The 19644-nt window shown below is 67.0% G+C and carries 18 protein-coding genes and 1 tRNA gene; 5 read left to right on the top strand and 14 right to left on the bottom strand.

Annotated elements, in window-relative coordinates; all coding sequences use genetic code 11:
* Positions 1-54: 54 nt before the first annotated feature.
* Together NL241_RS28405 and NL241_RS28400 are read right to left on the bottom strand one after the other, a co-directional pair.
* Positions 55-744, bottom strand: coding sequence for a hypothetical protein (locus NL241_RS28405; RefSeq protein WP_494395688.1), 690 nt, complete (start codon positions 742-744; stop codon positions 55-57).
* A gap of 143 nt (positions 745-887) precedes the next feature.
* The gene (locus NL241_RS28400; RefSeq protein ID WP_494395687.1) at positions 888-1373 is read right to left on the bottom strand and encodes a DUF6611 family protein; all 486 of its coding nucleotides are present in this window, start codon (positions 1371-1373) and stop codon (positions 888-890) included.
* A gap of 123 nt (positions 1374-1496) precedes the next feature.
* Between NL241_RS28400 and NL241_RS28395 the strand changes: the two genes are divergently transcribed.
* A complete protein-coding gene (locus NL241_RS28395; protein WP_487696729.1) occupies positions 1497-2531 on the top strand; it encodes a 4Fe-4S binding protein in 1035 nt (344 codons plus the stop codon).
* A 99-nt stretch (positions 2532-2630) separates the two neighbouring features.
* On the opposite strand, the gene pth is transcribed toward NL241_RS28395, so the two are convergent.
* The 8 genes from pth to NL241_RS28355 form a co-directional block, all read right to left on the bottom strand.
* Positions 2631-3209: an aminoacyl-tRNA hydrolase gene (pth, locus tag NL241_RS28390; RefSeq protein ID WP_494395686.1), complete on the bottom strand. Its 579-nt coding sequence runs from the start codon at positions 3207-3209 to the stop codon at positions 2631-2633.
* 21 nt (positions 3210-3230) lie between these two features.
* Entirely contained in the window at positions 3231-3887 is a 657-nt protein-coding gene (locus NL241_RS28385; protein WP_494395685.1) for a 50S ribosomal protein L25/general stress protein Ctc, read from the bottom strand.
* 143 nt (positions 3888-4030) lie between these two features.
* Positions 4031-4900 (bottom strand): oxidoreductase, encoded by an 870-nt coding sequence (locus NL241_RS28380; RefSeq protein ID WP_494395684.1) that lies wholly within the window; start codon positions 4898-4900, stop codon positions 4031-4033.
* Between the two features lie 10 nt (positions 4901-4910).
* Complete coding sequence (locus NL241_RS28375; RefSeq protein ID WP_494395683.1) at positions 4911-5564, bottom strand: LpqN/LpqT family lipoprotein; 654 nt, start codon at positions 5562-5564, stop codon at positions 4911-4913.
* The gene (gene arsC, locus NL241_RS28370) at positions 5561-5920 is read right to left on the bottom strand and encodes an arsenate reductase (glutaredoxin) (RefSeq protein ID WP_494395682.1); all 360 of its coding nucleotides are present in this window, start codon (positions 5918-5920) and stop codon (positions 5561-5563) included. Before arsC ends, NL241_RS28375 begins: the two co-directional genes overlap by 4 nt.
* Positions 5921-6901 (bottom strand): ribose-phosphate diphosphokinase, encoded by a 981-nt coding sequence (locus NL241_RS28365; protein WP_487696735.1) that lies wholly within the window; start codon positions 6899-6901, stop codon positions 5921-5923.
* Positions 6902-6988: 87 nt separating this feature from the next.
* On the bottom strand, positions 6989-8446 hold the full coding sequence (gene glmU, locus NL241_RS28360) for a bifunctional UDP-N-acetylglucosamine diphosphorylase/glucosamine-1-phosphate N-acetyltransferase GlmU (protein WP_494395681.1): 1458 nt from the start codon (positions 8444-8446) through the stop codon (positions 6989-6991).
* A 5-nt stretch (positions 8447-8451) separates the two neighbouring features.
* Positions 8452-8523, bottom strand: a tRNA-Gln gene (locus NL241_RS28355).
* Positions 8524-8562: 39 nt separating this feature from the next.
* Here NL241_RS28355 and NL241_RS28350 point away from each other — a divergent pair.
* Together NL241_RS28350 and NL241_RS28345 are read left to right on the top strand one after the other, a co-directional pair.
* Positions 8563-9204, top strand: coding sequence for a TetR/AcrR family transcriptional regulator (locus NL241_RS28350; RefSeq protein ID WP_494395680.1), 642 nt, complete (start codon positions 8563-8565; stop codon positions 9202-9204).
* A gap of 115 nt (positions 9205-9319) precedes the next feature.
* Positions 9320-10225: an endonuclease domain-containing protein gene (locus tag NL241_RS28345; RefSeq protein ID WP_494398408.1), complete on the top strand. Its 906-nt coding sequence runs from the start codon at positions 9320-9322 to the stop codon at positions 10223-10225.
* Between the two features lie 7 nt (positions 10226-10232).
* Here the strand turns inward: NL241_RS28345 and NL241_RS28340 are convergent, their stop codons facing one another.
* Entirely contained in the window at positions 10233-11396 is a 1164-nt protein-coding gene (locus NL241_RS28340) for a diaminopimelate decarboxylase family protein (RefSeq protein WP_494395679.1), read from the bottom strand.
* Positions 11397-11504: 108 nt separating this feature from the next.
* Between NL241_RS28340 and mfd the strand changes: the two genes are divergently transcribed.
* Complete coding sequence (mfd, locus tag NL241_RS28335) at positions 11505-15152, top strand: transcription-repair coupling factor (RefSeq protein WP_494395678.1); 3648 nt, start codon at positions 11505-11507, stop codon at positions 15150-15152.
* The gene (locus NL241_RS28330) at positions 15149-16141 is read left to right on the top strand and encodes a nucleoside triphosphate pyrophosphohydrolase (protein WP_494395677.1); all 993 of its coding nucleotides are present in this window, start codon (positions 15149-15151) and stop codon (positions 16139-16141) included. Before mfd ends, NL241_RS28330 begins: the two co-directional genes overlap by 4 nt.
* Positions 16142-16150: 9 nt before the next feature.
* On the opposite strand, the gene efeB is transcribed toward NL241_RS28330, so the two are convergent.
* The 3 genes from efeB to efeU are packed head-to-tail and all read right to left on the bottom strand — an operon-like array spanning position 16151 to position 19531.
* On the bottom strand, positions 16151-17476 hold the full coding sequence (gene efeB / locus NL241_RS28325; RefSeq protein ID WP_494395676.1) for an iron uptake transporter deferrochelatase/peroxidase subunit: 1326 nt from the start codon (positions 17474-17476) through the stop codon (positions 16151-16153).
* On the bottom strand, positions 17457-18620 hold the full coding sequence (gene efeO / locus NL241_RS28320; RefSeq protein WP_494395675.1) for an iron uptake system protein EfeO: 1164 nt from the start codon (positions 18618-18620) through the stop codon (positions 17457-17459). The genes efeB and efeO overlap by 20 nt, the downstream gene beginning before the upstream one ends.
* A complete protein-coding gene (gene efeU, locus NL241_RS28315; protein WP_487697414.1) occupies positions 18617-19531 on the bottom strand; it encodes an iron uptake transporter permease EfeU in 915 nt (304 codons plus the stop codon). The genes efeO and efeU overlap by 4 nt, the downstream gene beginning before the upstream one ends.
* Positions 19532-19644 lie beyond the last annotated feature (113 nt).

Below are 19644 nucleotides of genomic sequence, written 5' to 3'. Positions count from 1 at the left end.
TTTCAAATGACTGGGTGGTCGTGCCTGTGCTGTTGGTGGGGCGCTCCTAACGTGTCAGGGGTGGGCGAACAGTGCTCCGGGAAAGTTGCGGGAGACTTCGGCGCGGCCGTCGTGGAACAGTCGCACGTACGAGAAGCGGAAGAACCGGCTCAACCGCTGCGGCGGCGTCACCAGAAGCGCCGAGCTCAGCGCATGGGCCGTCACCGCGTCGTCGGCCACCACCCACGCCGCGGCGATGTCTGCTGTGGACTCCGGCGCGGAGGCGCACACCGCCTGGTCGGTGAGCGTGGCGACGCCGATGGCCAGATCGGGCTGGGCGGGGTGTCGTAGCGCCACATGCAATCCCGTCGTACCGCTGTGGCGCATGCCGCCGTCGACGTCGACCACGAAGCCGTCGCTCCCGCGCCGGTGCAGCACGGCGGTGATGGTGTCGATCAGGTGGCCCGCACTCGCTGTGCCTGAGCCACCCAACGGATCGACGGCACCGCCGGTGGCCGCATGAAGAGCGTCGTGTACGGCGAAGACTTTCGCCGCGTCGGCAGGGGAGCTGAGTCGACCGCCGTCGTCGGTGAACAGCGATCGCTCGAATTCCTCTAGTACGCTTGTTATTTTACCGGTGGGCAGCGGATCCTCGGCTTCGATAGTCACGGAGAAGGTCCGTGCGGACTCGAAACGCGGGCGCCGCGGTCCGCCCATTCGTGTGGTCATGGTCTGGGGCGAGTCGACGGACTGCAGCTTGGTCATCGGGATCCTCAGGAAAAGGTCGTTGGGCCTGTTGATTTCAACCTAACGACGTCTGAAGACCCCGCCCATGGCTACATAGGAGTTCCATATCCGGGGAGCGCTTGCGTAGGAAAGTTCTATGAATCAGGTGACATTCGGGGTACTCACGCTTTTGAGGTCGGCCGGGCGTCGCGGCCGGAAGGCGTGAGTCGCTCGTACACCCGCCACCACATCACTTCGTGGTCGACCATGGAGATCTCACCCCGCTTCAGGCGGGAGTCGGCGACCGTCAGTGCGTGCGCAAGGGTGGTGATCTCCGCGGCGACAGCCTGAGCGCGGTCGTCATGATGGCCTCGCAGGAGCGCGACCGTGCGGGTGCGGACCAGCGAGCGCTCGGGACCGGCCTGAAAACAACTGGCGGCGCCCGCACTCAGAACGATCCCTGTGGACATCGCCAACGCTTGCCACGGGCTGAGGAACTGGGTCAGGACGATCTCGGCGACCATCCAGGCAGCAGCGCCCCACACGGGGAAGCCACGCCACAGTCGCAGCCGCCGGCGCTGTAGGGCCGTGATGCCGGGTGGATACACCGTGAGGCGGTAGCGGGTCATCCCGAAGCGGTCGGACTGCACATCCAGAGCGCCCCACACTGGTCCACCTACTGCCATATCTCCAGGTGTAGTCGCCGCCAGGGCGCCTGGCATCGATCCATACGGATCCTTGACGGCGTAATCGAGCCTGGACAGCTAGGTATATCTATATATACTCAGCAGATGACTGCTGGCCGCATCTCGCCGCGTATCGCCGACCACCCCACTGTGCGAGCAGTGCGGGCCAAGCCCGCTCCCAAACCGGGGGTGCTCGACGCCGGGTGGCTGCGGCAGGTGTGTCTGGATGCCGGGGCCGACGACGTGGCGTTCGCGGCCGTCGCCAACCCTGACCTGGCGTCTGAGCAGGAACATGTCGAGGCGGCGCTACCCGGCGCGCGCAGCTACATCTCGCTGGTGGTCAAGATGAACCGCGACAACGTGCGTTCCACGGCCCGCAGCGTCGCCAACCAGGAATTCCACCGCAGCGGCGAGATCATCAACGAGGCTGCGCACCGGATCACCCGCACGCTGCAGGATGCCGGCTATCGCGCGCTGAACCCGTCGGCGACCTTTCCGATGGAGATGGACCGATACCCGGGGCGCATCTGGGTGGTGGCGCACAAGCCGGTGGCCGTCGCCGCCGGACTCGGCGTGATGGGCATCCATCGCAATGTCATCCATCCGCGCTTCGGCAACTTCATCCTGCTGGCCACTGTCATGGTCGATGCCGATATCAGCAGTTATGGTGCGCCGCTGGACTATTCACCGTGTCTGGAGTGCAAGCTGTGTGTTGCGGCATGCCCGGTCGGGGCCATCGGCAAGGACGGGGACTTCGATTTCGTGGCGTGCTCGGTGCACAACTATCGCGAGTTCATGGGTGGGTTCACCGACTGGGCGCAGACCGTCGCCGACAGCGCCGATGCGGACGAATTCCGGTCCCGTGTCAGCGATTCCGAGAACGCGTCGATGTGGCAGAGCCTGTCGTTCAAAGCCAACTACAAGGCGGCTTACTGCCTGGCGGTGTGTCCGGCCGGGGAAGAGGTGATCGAGCCCTACCTCGATGATCGCAAGGGCTTCATGGATCTGGTCCTGAAGCCGTTGCAGGACAAGGTCGAGACGCTCTACGTGCTGCCCAACTCGAAAGCCAAGGCGTTCGCGGAGAAGCGATACCCGCACAAAGCCGTCAAGGTGGTCGACAGCGGTATCCGCGGCCGCTGACCCGCAACCACCGGCGAGCGCGCGCGTTTGTACAAAAACTTCCGGCGTGTCGCGGACAAACGCGCGCGCTCGCGCCAAAGAAGGGAGAGGGGAACTGACTCAGGTCCAGGCGTGGACTTGGTTCTGGGCGGGCTCGATGCCCAGCTGCACCAACAGCTCCGCCGCATCGGCGGCCTGCTCGCAGATCACCGGAATCTCCGGCCGCTCGCGGGAATTGAACGGCTCCAGCACAAATGCGGCACCGGACTTGCTGCCCGGCGGACGGCCGATGCCGACCCGGACGCGGTGAAAATCATTGGTGCCCAACGCCGAACCCACCGACCGCAGACCGTTGTGGCCGGCCACGCCGCCGCCGAACTTGAGCCTGATGCGGCCGAAGTCGATGTCGAGCTCGTCGTGGACAATCACCACATCAGCGGGTGCCACCGAATAGAAGTTGGCCAGTGGTCCGACCTGGCGGCCGGACTCGTTCATGTACACCCGCGGTTTGGCCAGGACGACGGCTCTGCCGCCGAGGCGGCCGGTGGCCACCTCGGCGCCAGAACGCTTGTGCACCTTGAACTTCTCGCCCAGCCGTTCGGCCAGGACGTCGACGACCATGAACCCGATGTTGTGCCGGGTCTTGGCGTAGTTCGGCCCGGGGTTACCCAGGCCGACCACCAGCATCGGTTCGGCCATGTCGCAGTACGAGCGCTGGTCTTATTCGGCTTCGGAGGTCTCGGCAGCGGCCTCGGCCTGCTCCTCGAGCTGCTCTTCGACCGACTCGCCGCCACCCTCGGCTTCCAGCTCCTCGGCGCTGGGGGCCTCGACGATGTTGACCACCAGCAGCTCCGGATCCGACACCAGGGTCACGCCGTCGGGCAGCTCGACCTGTGCGGCGGTGATCTGGGTGCCGGCCTCGACGCCCTCGACCGAGACGGTCAGCTGCTCGGGGATCGACAACGCGTCGGACTCGATCTCGATGGCGGTGGCGTCCTGGGTGACCAGGGTGCCGGTGGCGGCCTCGCCCTCGACGACCACGTTGACCTCGACGGTGACCTTCTCACCACGGCGCACGATGATCAGGTCGAGGTGCTGGATGCTGCGCTTGATCGGGTGGATCTCGATCTGCTTGGGCAGCGCCAGTGCCTCGGTGCCGTCGACGTCGAGGGTCAACACCGCGTTGGTGCCGAAGTTGCGCAGCACCGCGGCCAGCTCGCGGCCGGGGAGGTTGAGGTGCTGGGGATCGGTGCCGTGACCGTAGAGGACGGCGGGAATCTTGCCGTCCCGGCGGGCCTGACGTGACGCGCCCTTGCCGGTCTTGCTGCGGACCTCAGCGGTCAGATTGTTGGCGGCGTGCGCCTGGGCCTTGGCCATGTGGTTTCTCCTGTGCCTGTGCTGTCATCGCACGGCCAGGGTCACGCGCATTTGCGCGGAGGTCCCGTCGATAACGGTGGCCTGGCCACCCTCGCCGTGATCGCCGGTAAGGGTAACGCACGATCAGGCGAGAACAGAAATCCTCAGAGTGGGAACCGCGTCTCCGTGAGCTGCTCGGACAGGGCCCACAGCGCGGCGGCCTTCTTCGAATCGCGGGCCAGTGGGCTGCGCCCGACGGCCTGGGTGGGGCCGCGGCTGCCGAACTTGGGGCCGATGAAGCTGTTGCCCGGTAGGTCCTGCGATGCCGCGAACAGCGTCTGACGCGCGCCGAAGGAGGCGTCGGTGGCGAACAGCTTGTTGGCGGCCAGCCACACCGGGGTGCCGAGCTTGTTACCGGTCTTGCCCTGCAGATTGGTCGCCGAGTAGCCGGGATGGGCGGCCAGTGCGGTCACCGATGATCCGGCCCGGTCGAGGCGGCGCTGCAGCTCACTGGTGAACAGCAGATTGGCCAACTTCGACTGTCCGTAGGCCGGCCACGCGAAGTACGGCCGCGACCTGTAGTTCAGGTCGTCGAGGTTGATCCGCCCGAACACATGCATCAGCGAAGACACGGTCACCACCCGGTCGGTGATCTTGGGCAGCAGCAGGTTGGTCAGCGCGAAATGCCCCAGATGGTTGGTGCCGATCTGGCTCTCGAAGCCGTCGGCGGTCTGCGCGTAGGGCACCGCCATGATGCCGGCGTTGTTCACCAACACGTCCACGGCCTCCACGGTGCCGGCGAATGCCCGCACCGACGCCAGGGACTGCAGGTCGAGTGCACGGACCTCGACGTCGCCGGTCATGCCCGCCGCGGCCTTCTCGCCTTTGACGGTGTTGCGCACCGCCAGGATCACCTTCGCGCCCACGCGGGCGAGTTCTCGGGCGGTGATCTCACCGAGCCCGCTGTTGGCGCCGGTGACGATAACGGTGCGTCCGGCGAAAGACGGCAGGTCGGCGGCTGTCCACTGGGTCATGCCTGACAGGTTAGCGAGGAACTGTCACGGCGAAACCCTTGATCGTCTCCTCGATCGGATCAGATTGCGCCACGGCCTGATTCGCCAGGGTGCTGGCGGTGAACTGGATGAGGTAGCGATCGAAGCCGGGAGTCACGGGGATGACCACCCGGTTGTAGGTGTGCACCCGCCGGCCGTCGGGGGCGTCGTAGCTCCCCTCGATCATCGCCGAGGGAAACCCGTCGAACTCGTCGAACGACTCCCCGAGTTTGGTGAAGTTCTTCGACATCAGGGCATCGGCGTTGGCGTGTTTCATCGCTTCGGCGACGTCGAAATTGCCCCACAGCTTGAACGCCATCACCATGACGTTGGGGTAGTGGTCCTGGCTGTCGTTCGGCCGGATCAGTTCGACATCGCGCAGTTCGGGATCGTCGTCCTTGCCCCAGCCACGGGGGACCGGCAGGGTCAGCGTCACGTCCTTCAACGCGTCGACGGCGATCGGTTGGCCGGTGACGCCCAGGCCCTCTAGGTACTCGTAGAAGGGCACCGGCTCGGCTGAGGTGGTGGCCGGCGCCGGGGTGGCGGGGGTGGGGCTGTCGGTCCAGATCGATTGGTAATCAGGGGTTTCCGCGCCGCAGCCGGCAACCAGGATCGCCACCGCAAGGGCGGCAGCGACGAGTCTCACAGAATCTCGCGGACCGTATCGATCGGCCGGGCCAGCCGGGTGCCGTTGTCGGTCACGACGAAGGGGCGTTCGATCAGGATCGGGTGCTCGGCCATGGCGTCCAGCAACTCGTCATCGGACGCGTCGGCCAACCCGAGCTCGGTGTACAGCGATTCGCGCTTACGTAGGGCGGTGCGCACGTCGATCCCGGCGTCGGCGATCATCTGCGCCAGTTCCGCGCGTGACGGCGGCGTCTTCAGGTACTGCACCACCGTCGGCTCGATCCCGGACTCGCGCAACAGATCCAGCGTCTTGCGTGACGTGGTGCACCGCGGGTTGTGGTAGATCGTCGCTCTTGTCACGGGGTCAGCTTCCATCTAGGCCGAGCCGTCGAACAGACTGGTCACCGACCCGTTGTCGAACACCTGACGAATGGTGTTGGCCAGCAGCGGCGCGATGGACAGCACGGTCAGTTGCGGGAACCGCTTCTCCTCACCGATCGGCAAGGTGTTGGTGACGATCACCTCGCGGGCGCCGCAGTCGGCCAGGCGTTGTGCGGCCGGGTCCGACAGCACGCCGTGGGTGGCGGCGATGATGACGTCGCTGGCGCCGTCCTCGCGGAGCAGGTTCACCGCGCCGGCGATGGTGCCGCCGGTGTCGATCATGTCGTCGGTCAGGATGCAGGTCTTGCCCCTGACGTCACCGACCACGCGGTTGGACTTCACCTGGTTGGGCACCAGCGGATCTCGGGTCTTGTGGATGAAGGCCAGCGGCACCCCACCCAGGGAGTCCGCCCACTTCTCGGCCACCCGGACACGTCCGGAGTCGGGGGAGACCACCACCATGTTGTGATCGGAGTAGTTCTCGGCGATGTAGCCGGTGAGCAGCTTCTGCGCCCGCATGTGGTCGACGGGGCCGTCGAAGAAGCCCTGGATCTGGTCGGTGTGCAGATCCACCGTCACGATGCGGTCCGCGCCTGCGGTCTTGAGCAGATCGGCCACCAGGCGCGCCGAGATGGGCTCGCGACCCCGATGCTTCTTGTCTTGGCGGGCGTACGGATAGAACGGCACGATCGCGGTGATGCGCTTGGCGCTGCCGCGCTTGAGCGCGTCGATCATCAGCAGCTGTTCCATCAGCCACTTGTTCAACGGCGCCGGATTCGACTGCAGCACGAACGCGTCGCTGCCGCGCACCGACTCGTCGAAACGGACGAAGATCTCACCGTTGGCGAAGTCACGTGCGGTTGTCGCGGTCACGGGAACGTCTAGTTCCTTGGCGACCTGCTCGGCCAGCTCGGGATGCGCCCGACCCGAGAAGAGCATCAACGCTTTGCGGTTGTCGGTCCAGTCGTGGCTCACCATTGCCCTCGCCGGTCGGGAACTGATACGGAGCAATCGTACGTAGCGTTTCGGCGGGTGTGGTGGCGGGTTACCAGATTCCCAACGTCAGGCATCTTCTGCTGGGTCTTTTCGGGCAGCCTGGGCTGCCGTCGCCGCCGCACTACCGGGACGCTTGCGTTGCACCCAGCCCTCGATATTGCGTTGTGGGCCCGCGGAGACCGCCAGCGCGCCGGGCGGAACGTCTTCGCGCAGCACAGTGCCGGCACCGGTGTAGGCGCCGTCGCCGACGGTCACCGGCGCCACGAACATGGTGTCCGAACCGGTGCGCACGTGTGAGCCGACCGTGGTGCGGCGCTTGGTCTCTCCGTCGTAGTTGACGAACACGCTGGAGGCGCCGATGTTGCTGTGCTCGCCTATGTCGGCGTCGCCGACATAGGTCAGGTGCGGCACCTTGGTGCCCGTTCCGATGGTGGAGTTCTTCGTCTCGACGAAGGCGCCGAGTTTGGCGTCGTCGCCGAGGATCGTGCCGGGGCGCAGATAGGTGAACGGGCCGACGGTCGCCTCGGCGCCGATCGACGACGACGTGCCGTGGGTGCGGATCACCGACGCCGCATCCCCGACGGTGACGTCGGCCAGGGTGGTGTCCGGCCCGATGGTGCAGTGCCCGCCGATGGAGGTGGCGCCGAGCAGCTGGGTACCGGGATGCACCACGGTGTCCTGGCCGATGGTCACGTCGACGTCGATCCACGTGGTGGCGGGGTCGACGACGGTGACGCCCGCACGTTGGTGGGCGGCGACGATCCGGCGATTCAGTTCGGTACCGAGGGCGGACAACTGCACGCGGTCGTTGACGCCGGCCACCAGCACGCTGTCGTCGACGTGCTGGGCGTGCACGATCTGCCCGTCACCGCGCAGGATCGAGATGACGTCGGTCAGGTACAGCTCGTGTTGGGCGTTGTCCGAGCGCAGCCGGTTGAGCGCCGAGCGCAGCGCCGCCACGTCGAATGCGTACACCCCGGCATTGACCTCGCGGATCTCCTTCTGGCTGGGGCTGGCGTCGGCCTGCTCCACGATCGCGATGACCTCACGGTCCTGCGTGCGCAGCACCCGGCCATAGCCGGTCGGGTCCGGCAGGGTCGTCGTCAGGACCGTCGCCGCGGCGGCGGCCGCCCGGTGCGTGTCGATCAGGCCGGCCAGCGTGTCGGCGTCCAGCAGGGGGACATCACCGGAGGTCACCACCACCACGCCGGCGAAAGCGTCGGGAAGGGCTTTGAGCCCGCAGAGCACGGCGTGACCGGTGCCCAGCTGCTCCTCTTGGATCGCGATGTCGATGGTGCGCCCCAGCTTGGCGGCCAGGTCTTGTACCGCGGGGGTGATGCGGTCGCGGTTGTTGCCCAGCACCGTCACCAAGTGTTGCGGTGACACCTTGGCCACAGCGTGGATGGCATGCGCCAGCATGCTGCGACCCGCCAGCGGGTGCAGCACCTTGGGGGTGTCTGACCGCATACGGGTACCGGCGCCCGCGGCCAGCACGAGAACAGCGGATTCACCGTGAATTGTCATAAAAGCTCCGTCGCCAGGACTCGAACCTGAACTATCTGAACCAAAATCAGAGGTGCTGCCGATTACACCACGACGGACTGCCGACGCCGGAAATCCTAGTGCAAGCCGATAGTCTGATGCTCGTGGCTGCTCCGGACAAAGACGTGCGCGCCCCGCGGGCCCGCATGACCGGCAGCGAGCGGCGGCATCAGCTGATCGACATCGCCCGCTCGTTGTTCGCCGAGCGTGGCTACGACGCCACCTCGATCGAGGAGATCGCGCAGCGCGCCAACGTGTCCAAACCCGTGGTCTATGAACATTTCGGCGGCAAAGAGGGCCTCTACGCCGTGGTGGTGGACCGGGAGATGTCGGCCTTGCTCGACGGCATCACGTCGTCGCTGACCAACAACCGCTCCCGGGTGCGCGTGGAGATGGTGACCCTGGCGCTGCTGACCTACGTCGAAGAGCGCACCGACGGGTTCCGCATCATGATCCGCGACTCGCCGGCGTCCATCAGCTCGGGCACGTACTCGTCACTGCTCAACGACGCCGTGTCGCAGGTGGCGTCGATCCTGGCCGGCGATTTCTCCCGCCGCGGGCTGGACCCGGAGCTGGCGCCGCTGTATGCGCAGGCCCTCGTGGGCTCGGTGTCGATGACCGCGCAGTGGTGGCTCGACACCCGCGAGCCGAAGAAAGAAGTGGTGGCCGCGCATCTGGTGAACCTGATGTGGAACGGCCTGACCCATCTCGAAGCGGATCCGCACCTGCAGGACGAGTGATCGAGTGTCACTCAGCGGCGGGAATTCGTGCCCGCTTCCGCCCTGGTGTGACACTCGATGGAGCTGTGGATTGACGAACTCGGGCTCGCGCTGAATCTGCGACGCTCCCGGCGTGATCGTCGGGCCCTTTCTCGGAGCAGAGGCGTTGGCCGCCGGGCTTGTGACGCGGCATCAGCTCCGCACGCGCTACCGCGCCATCCTCCCGGGGGTGTACCTCGACAAGACCGTTGTGCCCACGCTCTACGACCGCACGGTGGCTGCATGGCTGTGGAGCCGGCGACAGGCGGTCATCGCCGGCGACGCGGCAGCGGCTCTGCATGGCGCGAAATGGATCGAGCCCACCGTCGACGTGGACATCTACTACGCCAGCACCAGGCCGCCCACCCGGATCAACGCTCACCGTGACAGCCTTCTTGCGGGCGAGACGTGCCGGATCGAGGGCATGCTCGTCACCACCCCTGTACGAACCGCTTTTGACCTCGCGCGCCGTGACACCGGGGAGGACGAAGACGCACGCTGTCGCGTCGTGGCTGGTGTCGACGCATTGCTCAGTGCGACGGGGACCAGCGTGGGAGATGTCGAGGCAGTGGCGGCACGGCACCGCGGCGCCCGACGACTGCGAAACCTCGAGCGGGTTCTTGCCTCCGTCGATGCCGGGGCCGAGTCGCCGAAGGAGACCTGGCTGCGGCTACTGCTGAAACGCTGTGGGCTTCCCCCGGTTCGAACACAGATCGAAGTGCGCGACGAGTTCGGCGATTTCGTCGCCCGCCTGGACATGGGCTGGCCCGAGTTGAAGCTGGCCATCGAGTACGACGGCGACCAACACCGCAGCGACCGTCGTCAATATGTTCGCGATATGCACAGACTCGAGGAGCTGACACGGTTGGGCTGGGTCGTCGTGCGGGTGATCAAGGAGGATTCCGAAGTGCTGATAGCCCGGAGAGTGCGGGCAGCGCGGACCCTTCAAGAATCGAAAGTCACTCAGCGGCGGAAATTCGGGTCGAATGCCGCCCTGGCGTGACACTCGTTCACCCGCGGTCGCGGGCCATCACGTCGGCGACGGTCTCGCGCCGCACCAACGTCCGCAGGCGCCGGTCGCGCACCGCGACCAGCGGTGGCCGCCCCACCAGGTGGCGATTGGATGCCGTGGAGTGGTGATAGGCGCCGGTGCCCGCCACCGCGATCAGGTCACCGGGATGGACATCGCAGGGCAGCTCGGCGCCGCGGACGAGCTCACACCCGAGGCCCACGATTGTCATCGGCTGCGACGGCCCCAACGGATGCCGATTGACCAGCGTCGCGGTGTGCCCGTCGCATCCCGGGCAGTCGCCACTGCCGCCGTCGACCGTCACCTGCCCCTCCGCGACAGACAGCACCCGATACAGCGTCACGCCGGCCCGAGCGGCGAGCGCGCGCCCGGGTGCGACGACGATCGTGGGCCGCGGGAACCGCTCGGCGCAGCAGGCGTCGAGTGCGTCCTCGATGGACAGTGACAGCGCACGCGGATCCGGTTCCACGTCGCCGCCGATGTTCAGCTCGCCGAGCAGCACGCCGTGCGCCCGCCGCACATCGGCCATGACGCAGATCATCTGTCGCACCACCTCGCCGCACCGCCCGGCCTCGTCGACCTGGCAGTGCAGACCGGCCAGTCGCAGGGTCGGCTCGTCCACCACGGCGGCGGCCAGCTCGGCCGAGCCCACCAGCACATTCTGCGGCTGACGGGCCAGGCCGGCGAGGTAGGCGAGTTGAATCGTCGAGTCGACGACGATGCGGCCGACACCGGCCTGCACGGCAGCGGCGAGGTCGTCGTGGGTTCTGCCGCGGTAGACGATGCGGGCCGGATCGACGCCGCCGGCCAGGGCGGTCGTCAGCTCGCCGGCCGAACAGATGTCGAGGCCCAGGTGTTCGGATGCTGCCCAGCGGGCCACCGCTGTGGTCAGCAGGGCCTTTCCCGCGTAGACCACCTTGGTGCCGGGTAGTTCCTTGCGGTAGCGCCGGGCGCGATACCGGAAGTCGGCTTCATCGAGCACATAGGCCGGGGTGCCGACTTCATCGGCGATATCGGCCAGCGCGATGCCGCCGACGGTCAGTCGGCCGGCCTCGTCGGCGTGGGTGGTGTGCGGCCACAACATGGGATCGACCCGCGGCCTCACGGCGGTGCGCAAGGAGGGCAGGATGTCCAGAAGCGTCATGGATCCACCGTGCGCCCGCCGGCTGGGAACAGGCACAGGCCTTGACGAGGTCTTGACAGCTACGGGTCGATTCTTGACGGCGATCCACCCGCCTAGAATGGGTGCATCATGACCGCACCGGGGCATCCTTCTGTTCAGACCCCGATCGCGGGGCTCATCGAATTGGCGCTCAGTGCGCCGACATTCACCGACCTGATCGACCGCGCCAAGCAGCGGCCCGACGAGCTCACCCTGGTGGGACCGAGCAGCGCACAGGTTTTCGTGGCGGCGGCACTGGCGCAGCAGGGTCCGCTGCTGGTGGTCACGGCGACCGGCCGGGAAGCCGACGACCTCACCGCCGAACTGCGCGGCGTCTTCGGCGAGGCCGCGGCCATGTTCCCGTCCTGGGAGACCCTGCCGCACGAGCGCCTGTCCCCGGGGGTGGACACCGTCGGCGCGCGGCTGATGCTGCTGCGCCGGCTCACCCACCCCGACGATGCCCGCCTGGGCCCGCCGCTGCGGGTGGTGGTGACGACGGCACGGTCACTGCTGCAGCCCATGACGCCCGGGCTGTCGCACGTCGAACCGCTGACCTTCGCCGTCGGAGCCGAACTGGACTTCGACGACACCATCCACCGGCTGGTCGAGCTCGCCTACACCCGCGTCGACATGGTGGGCAAGCGCGGCGAGTTCGCGGTCCGTGGCGGCATCCTCGATGTGTTCGCGCCCACGGCCGAGCACCCGGTTCGTATCGAATTCTGGGGCGACGAGATCACCGAGATGCGGCTGTTCTCCATCGCCGACCAGCGCTCCATCACCGAGATCCCCATCGAGCACCTGGTGGCTGTCCCGTGCCGGGAACTGCTGCTCACCGAGGACGTCAAACAGCGCGCGGCGATGCTGGCCGGCAGCAGCCCGGCCACCGACAACGTGGTGACGGGCAGTGTCGGCGACATGCTGGCCAAGCTCGCCGAGGGCATCCCGGTCGACGGTATGGAGGCGTTGCTGCCGGTGCTGCGGCCCGAGGACCCGGCCCTGCTGACCGATCAGCTGGCACCCGGCACCCCGGTGCTGGTGTGCGATCCGGAAAAGGTCCGCACCCGCGCCGCTGATCTGATCAACACCGGCCGGGAGTTCCTGGAGGCGTCGTGGTCGGTGGCCGCCATCGGCGGCGATGCACCCATCGACGTCGAGCAGCTCGGGGGTTCGGGATTCCGTGAGCTCGGCGAGGTGCGCGCGCAGGCCCGCAAGGCGGGCCATCCGTGGTGGACACTGAGCCAGCTGCCCGACGAGTCGGCGATCGAACTCGAGGTTCGAGCCGCGCCGTCGGCCCGAGGCAGCCAACAGAATGCCGAGGAGATCTTCGCGATGCTGCGGGCGCACTGCGCCACCGGGGGCTCCGCGGCGATCGTCACCCCGGGTACCGGCACGGCCACCCGCGTCTGCGAACAGCTCGCCGATGCTGACACCCCGGCCGCACTGCTGGATCCCGGTGCCACTCCCAAGCCCGGCGTCGTGGGGGTTCTCAAGGGCCCGCTGCACACCGGTGTCGTCTTACCGGGTGCCCACCTCGTCGTCATCACCGAGACCGACCTCACCGGTAACCGGGTCACCGCCACCGAAGGCAAACGCCTTGCGGCCAAACGGCGTAACACCGTCGACCCGCTGGCCCTGACCGCCGGCGACCTGGTGGTGCACGACCAGCACGGCATCGGCAAGTTCGTCGAGATGACCGAACGTGTGGTCGGCGGCGCCCGTCGCGAGTACCTGGTGCTGGAGTACGCCTCCGCCAAGCGGGGCGGCGGGTCCGACCGGCTCTACGTCCCGATGGATTCCCTCGATCAGCTGTCGAGGTATGTCGGCGGCACGGCTCCCACCTTGAGCAAGCTCGGCGGCAGCGACTGGGCGAACACCAAAACCAAGGCGCGCAGGGCGGTTCGCGAGATCGCCACCGAGTTGGTGGCCCTCTACGCCAAACGTCAAGCGGCGCCGGGCTTCGCGTTCCCGCCGGACACCCCGTGGCAGAACGAGATGGAGGACGCGTTCGGGTTCACCGAGACCGTCGACCAGTTGACGGCCATCACCGAGGTGAAGGCCGACATGGAGCGGCCTGTTCCGATGGACCGCGTGATCTGCGGCGACGTCGGATACGGCAAGACCGAGATCGCGGTGCGGGCGGCGTTCAAGGCGGTGCAGGCCGGAAAGCAGGTCGCGGTGCTGGTGCCCACGACGCTGCTGGCCGATCAGCACATGCAGACGTTCGCCAACCGGATGGCCGGTTTCCCGGTGACGGTCAAGGGGCTGTCGCGGTTCACCGATCCCGCGGAGTCGCGCAAGACCACCGAGGGAATGGCCGACGGTTCCGTCGACATCGTGATCGGCACACACCGGCTGCTGCAGACCGGCGTGCGCTGGAAGGACCTGGGGCTGGTGATCGTCGACGAGGAGCAGCGATTCGGCGTCGAACACAAGGAGCACATCAAGAGTCTGCGCACGCACGTCGACGTGCTGACCATGAGCGCCACCCCGATTCCGCGCACGCTGGAGATGAGCCTGGCCGGAATCCGGGAGATGTCAACGATTCTGACACCGCCCGAGGAGCGCTACCCGGTGTTGACCTATGTCGGTCCGCACGACGACAAGCAGGTGGCCGCGGCGCTGCGACGGGAACTGTTGCGCGACGGGCAGGCCTTCTACATCCACAACCGGGTCAGCTCCATCGATTCGGCGGCCGCGAAGGTCCGTCAGCTGGTCCCCGAGGCCCGCGTGGTGGTGGCGCACGGGCAGATGCCCGAGGAGCAGCTGGAGAGGACCGTCGAGGGCTTCTGGAACCGGGAGTACGACATCCTGGTCTGTACGACGATCGTCGAGACCGGTCTGGACATCTCCAACGCCAACACCTTGATCGTGGAACGCGCTGACACCTTCGGCCTTTCGCAGCTCCACCAGCTGCGGGGCCGCGTCGGTCGCAGCCGCGAACGCGGATACGCGTACTTCCTGTACTCGCCGGAGAAGCCACTGACCGAGACGGCATATGACCGGCTGGCCACCATCGCGCAGAACAACGAACTCGGTGCCGGTATGGCCGTCGCGATGAAAGACCTCGAGATCCGCGGCGCCGGTAACGTGCTGGGCGCCGAGCAGTCCGGCCACGTCGCCGGCGTCGGCTTCGACCTGTACGTGCGCCTGGTCGGTGAGGCCGTGGAGGCCTACCGTGCCGCTGCCGACGGTGAAACCGTCGCGGGCGCAGAGGAACCCAAAGAGGTCCGGATCGATCTGCCGATCGATGCCAACCTGCCGCCGGACTACATCGACAGCGACCGGCTCCGCCTGGAGGGCTATCGCAGGCTCGCCGCGGCCACCAGCGATGCCGATGTCCTGTCCGTGGTCGACGAACTGGTCGACCGCTACGGCCCGCTGCCGGAGCCGGCGCTGCGGCTGGTGGCGGTGGCCCGGCTGCGGCTGCTGTGCCGTGGTTACGGCATCACCGAGGTGTCGGCCACCGGCTCGGCGGGGCAGCCCTCCACGCTGCGGATCTCGCCTCTGACGCTGCTGGATTCCGGGCAGCTACGGCTCAAGCGGATGTATCCGGGCGCTGCGTACCGTGCCACCACGTCGACCATCCAGGTGCCGATCCCGCGGGCGGGCAGCGGAATCGGCGCACCACGCATCCGTGATCTCGAGCTGGCGCAGATGGTGGCGGATCTGGTGCTGGCACTGGACGGGAAACCGCAGGGCGAAGTGGACATCACGAAGCTGGAGGGGGCGGGTACGTGACCGTGATTCTGGTTGACCCCAGGCGTCCGACGCTGGTGCCCGTCGACGCGGTGGCGCTGCTGGCCGGCGAGGTGCAGTACACCGAGGAGATGCCGGTCAAGGTGCCGTGGTCGCTTCCCAAGGCAAGGCCTTTGCTCGTAGGGAATGTCACCGGCGAGGTGTCGCCCGTGCTGTTGTCGTCAGACCCCAAGCACCCCGCCGTCCTGGCGCGGATAGCCGCGGGGGAGCAGGTGATCTCGGCTCCGGCTCCCCAGCCCGGGGAGCGGCTGCTGGACGCGGTCGCGGTGATGGACAAGCTGCGCACCAACGGCCCGTGGGAGAGTGAGCAGACCCACGATTCGTTGCGCCGTTACCTGCTCGAGGAAACCTACGAACTCTTCGATGCCGTGCGCAGCGGCGACACCGACGAGCTGCGCGACGAGCTCGGAGATGTGTTGCTGCAGGTGCTGTTTCACGCGCGGATCGCCGAGGACGCCACCGACAAGGCGTTCTCGATCGACGATGTGGCCGACGCGCTGGTGCGTAAGCTGCGCAATCGGGTGCCCGCGGTGCTGGCCGGTGAGACCATCTCCCTGGAGGAGCAGCTGGCGCAGTGGGAGGAGCGCAAAGCCCGCGAGAAGTCGTCCCGTGAATCGGTGGTGGCGGATCTGCCCACGGGCCAACCCGCTCTGGCATTGGCGCAGAAGGTGATCACGCGCGCCCAGCAGGCGGGGGTGCCCGCCGATCTCTTCCCGTCCGGCATGCTCGCGGTCACGTTGGCGCCGGAGTTCGACGCCGAGAATCACCTGCGCACAGCGGTTCTCGAATTCATGGACGACGTGCGCAGTGCCGAACGGGCGGTGGCGGTGGCGCGGGGTGTCTCGGTCGGCGATCTGGACGACGTGGCCCTGGGTGCGGTCAGCGAGGACGAGTGGCGCGCCGCCTGGCCCAGTGAAATCGACGACGTGCTCGATGCCGACGAACTGGTACCGGTCGACGACGAGTCGTAGGCCACCCGCTCAGGCGAACAGCTGCGAGCCCCAGAACGCCGTCGGGTCGCCCTCGCGCAACCCCGGCGGGCACGCGAAAATCGCGGTGCCGGTGTGGGTGATGTACTCGTTCATCGCGTCCTTGCGGGACATCTCCGCCTGCATGGGGATGAACTGCTTGACCGGGTCCCGCACGAAGGCGATGAAGAACAGACCCGCATCCATGTGCCCGAAACCGTCGGTGCCGTCGGTGAAGTTGTAACCGCGACGCAGGATCTCGATGCCGCCGAGGTGCTCGGGGGAGACCAGCCGGACATGGGCGTTCACGTCGATGTGCGGTTGGTCTTTGTCGTCGACGAGGTCGAAGTCGAGTTCCTGGAATTCCTGCGTGAGGCCGTTGGGGGCACCCGAGCCCTTCTGGCGTCCGATCACCCGTTCCTGTTCCAGAAGCGTGGTCCGGTCCCAGTTCTCGATGCGCATCCGGATCCGCCGGGTCACCAGGTAGCTGCCGCCGGTCAACCAGGCCGGCCCGTCACCGTCGGCCACCCACACGAAATTGTTGATCTTGTCGGTTTCCTCGGCCTTGATGTTGGCCGTCCCGTCCTTGAACCCGAACAGATTCCGGGGAGTCGCCTGTTCCTGGGTGGTCGAGGAGGTGCGTCCGAAACCCTGCTGCGCGTAGCGCACCGCGACGGTGCCGAAGCCGACGCGGGCGAGGTTGCGGATCGCGTGGAAGGCCACCTGCGGGTCGTTGGCGCAGGCCTGCACGCAGATGTCGCCGCCGGAGCGCGCCGGGTCCATGCTCTCGTTCGGGAACTTCGGCAGATCTGCCAGCTGGGCGGGTTTCTTGTCCGCGATACCGAAGCGGTCCACGCCGTCTCTGAGAAACAGCGACGGGCCGAATCCGATGGTCAACGTCAACTGCGACGCCGGCGACCCCAGCGCTTCGCCGGTATCCGACGGTGGCGCATACGGATTCATGCCCACGGCGCCGTCGGCGAACGCCTCCTCACCGCGCGTCATGCGCTCGGCCATCGCGGTCCATTCCTGCAGCAGCGCAATCAGGTCGTCCCGCGAATCGGTGGTGACGTCGAAGACCCCGAAGGTCATCCGATCCTGTTGGGCCGTGACGATCCCGGCCTGGTGCTCACCGCGGAAGGGAACCTCCACCTGCAGGTGGTCGGTTGACGGCTGGGCCGCCGACGCGCGACCGGCGAGTGCACCCGCACCCGCGGCCCCGACGACGGCGGCACCGACACCTGCGGCGCCGATCAGCCTGCGTCGGGAGAATCCCTTGGCCGGCTGGACGGGAGAAGCTGAATTGTCCTCGTCTGAATCATTGTGGGGCGATGACACCTTGGACCTGGCTCACTTCTTTGCTGAGGGCGTCGATGGCGCGGGAGAGTTCTTGGCGCTGGGGTTCGGTGACGGTGTCGTAGGAGACGAAGCCGTCACCTTGGCGGTATTGCAGCAGCAGGGCTTCGGTGTTTTGGAAACGCTGATCGACCCGGGTGCCCAGGTCGGGATTGCGCTCGTCGAGGATCGGGCGCACCGAGGCCACCGCGGTCTGGGAGCCCTGCAGGTTGGCGTTGAAATCCCACAGGTCGGTGTGGGAGAAGATGTCTTCTTCCCCGGAGATCTTGCTGATCGCGATCTCATCCAACAGGCCCTGCGCGCCGCCGGCGATCTGGGTGGAATCGATGCTGTAGTCCGGCGCTTTGACGCCCTGGGCCAGTTCGTTGACATCGGCGACCAACTGATCGGCCAACGCGGCGGCATCGGGTTGCAGCCCGGTGACCCACAGCTGCTTTTCCAGCGCATGGAAGCCGGTCCAACGCTGGCCGTCTTCGAGGTCGGCCTCGCGCAGATCGATACGCGGATCGAGGTCGTTGGGGAAGGACTCGGCCACCGGTTCGATGCGCTCGTAGTACACCCGCGACGTCGGATACTGCGCCTTGGCGGCCTCGACGTCGCCGGCTTTGACGGCCGCGGCGAAGGCGTCGACCGCCGGCACCAACGCCTCGGTCTGCGAGATCACATAGCGTTTGTAGTTGTCGGAGGCTTCCTTGAACTTGCCTTCGGTGTCGACCTGCACTTCCTGACCGGTCACGGTGAAGTCACCGCGGATGCCGTCGCCGATCATGCCGGGCTTGCACGCGGTCTGGTAGGTGCCGGGCTGGGTCAACTGCACGATCAGGGTGCGCTGCAATCCGGGGGAGACGTTTTCCACCTCACCCATCACCCGGTCCCCTTCGCCGTAGACGTAGAACTCAGTGACCTTGGTGCCGTTGTTGGTGATGACGAAGGTGTTGGCGCCGGTGGCCCCTTCGGTGCCCGACAGGGTGCACTCGGTGTCGGTGGCCTCCACGCTGACCTGCTCGGCCCCGGCCGCCCCGGTGTCCTGCTCGGCCGAGGACGCCGACTCCTTGGCCGTGCAACTGGTCAACGACACACCCGCCAACACCGCCGCGGTCACAGCGACAAAGGGAAAACGGCTCATTTGGTTGACCTTTCGGATGTGGATTCGCTGTCAGGAGCCGGGGCAGCTTGGCGGCGCGCCGACACCGGCCGGAGGAAGAACGCCAGGACGATCACCAGGTAGGCGAGCCAGCACACCAGCTGCAGCACCGTGGGCGTCGGCGTCACGTTGAACACGCCCTGGATCACTTCGCCGTACCAGGCCGACCAGTCGAACCAGGAACTGATGTCGAAGGCGCGGCTGGACAACCCGGGCAGCCAGCCGACGGTCTGCAACGCGCCGACGCCGTAGGACAGGATGCCCGCGGCCACCACGATCAGGAGTACGCCGGTGTACTTGAAGAATTTGGCGAGATTGATGCGTACCGCGCCGGCGTACATGCCGTACGCGATGGCTGCGGCGATCAACACCCCGATGATCAAGCCGGTCAGCGGCCACAGTGTCTCCGCTTCGGCGTACCCCACCATGAACAGGGCGGTCTCCACGCCTTCGCGGCCGACAGCCAGGAAGGCCAGCACCGCCACGGCCACACCGCCGGTCTCCAGGGCGCGCGACATCTCGCCGCGCAGCTCACCGGAAAGGCCGGCGGCGGCCTTCTTCATCCACAGCACCATCGTGGTGACGATCACGACGGCGATCAGGGAGGCCACCCCGGCGATGGCTTCGGCTCCCAGGCCGCTGATGGTCTTCTCACCGAACTGGATTCCCAGGAACACACCCAGCGTCATCAGGATGGCCAGGCCCACACCCAGCCAGACCCATCTGAGTGCGTCGCGGCGTTCCGATTTCACCAGGAACGCCACCAGGATGCTCACCACGATGGCTGCTTCCAGGCCCTCGCGCAAACCTATGAGTAAGCTGCCAAGTACCTGTGTGGACACGCTCGGAGCTGCGGCCAGCACGGATACCGAGGTGTCCACCACCGTGGTCATTCCACGTTCCTTCATGCCGCGACGTACACCCGGCAGCACCGACGAACACGCCGGCGAAAGCTAGGTGTGGCTCACCTAACGATGAGCCGAATCGGACGTTACACCTGTGCGCC

This window comes from Mycolicibacterium sp. SMGY-1XX, from assembly GCF_059132455.1.
Note: the sequence above shows the minus strand (reverse complement) of the source record. Positions and strands in the feature narration are given on the sequence as shown.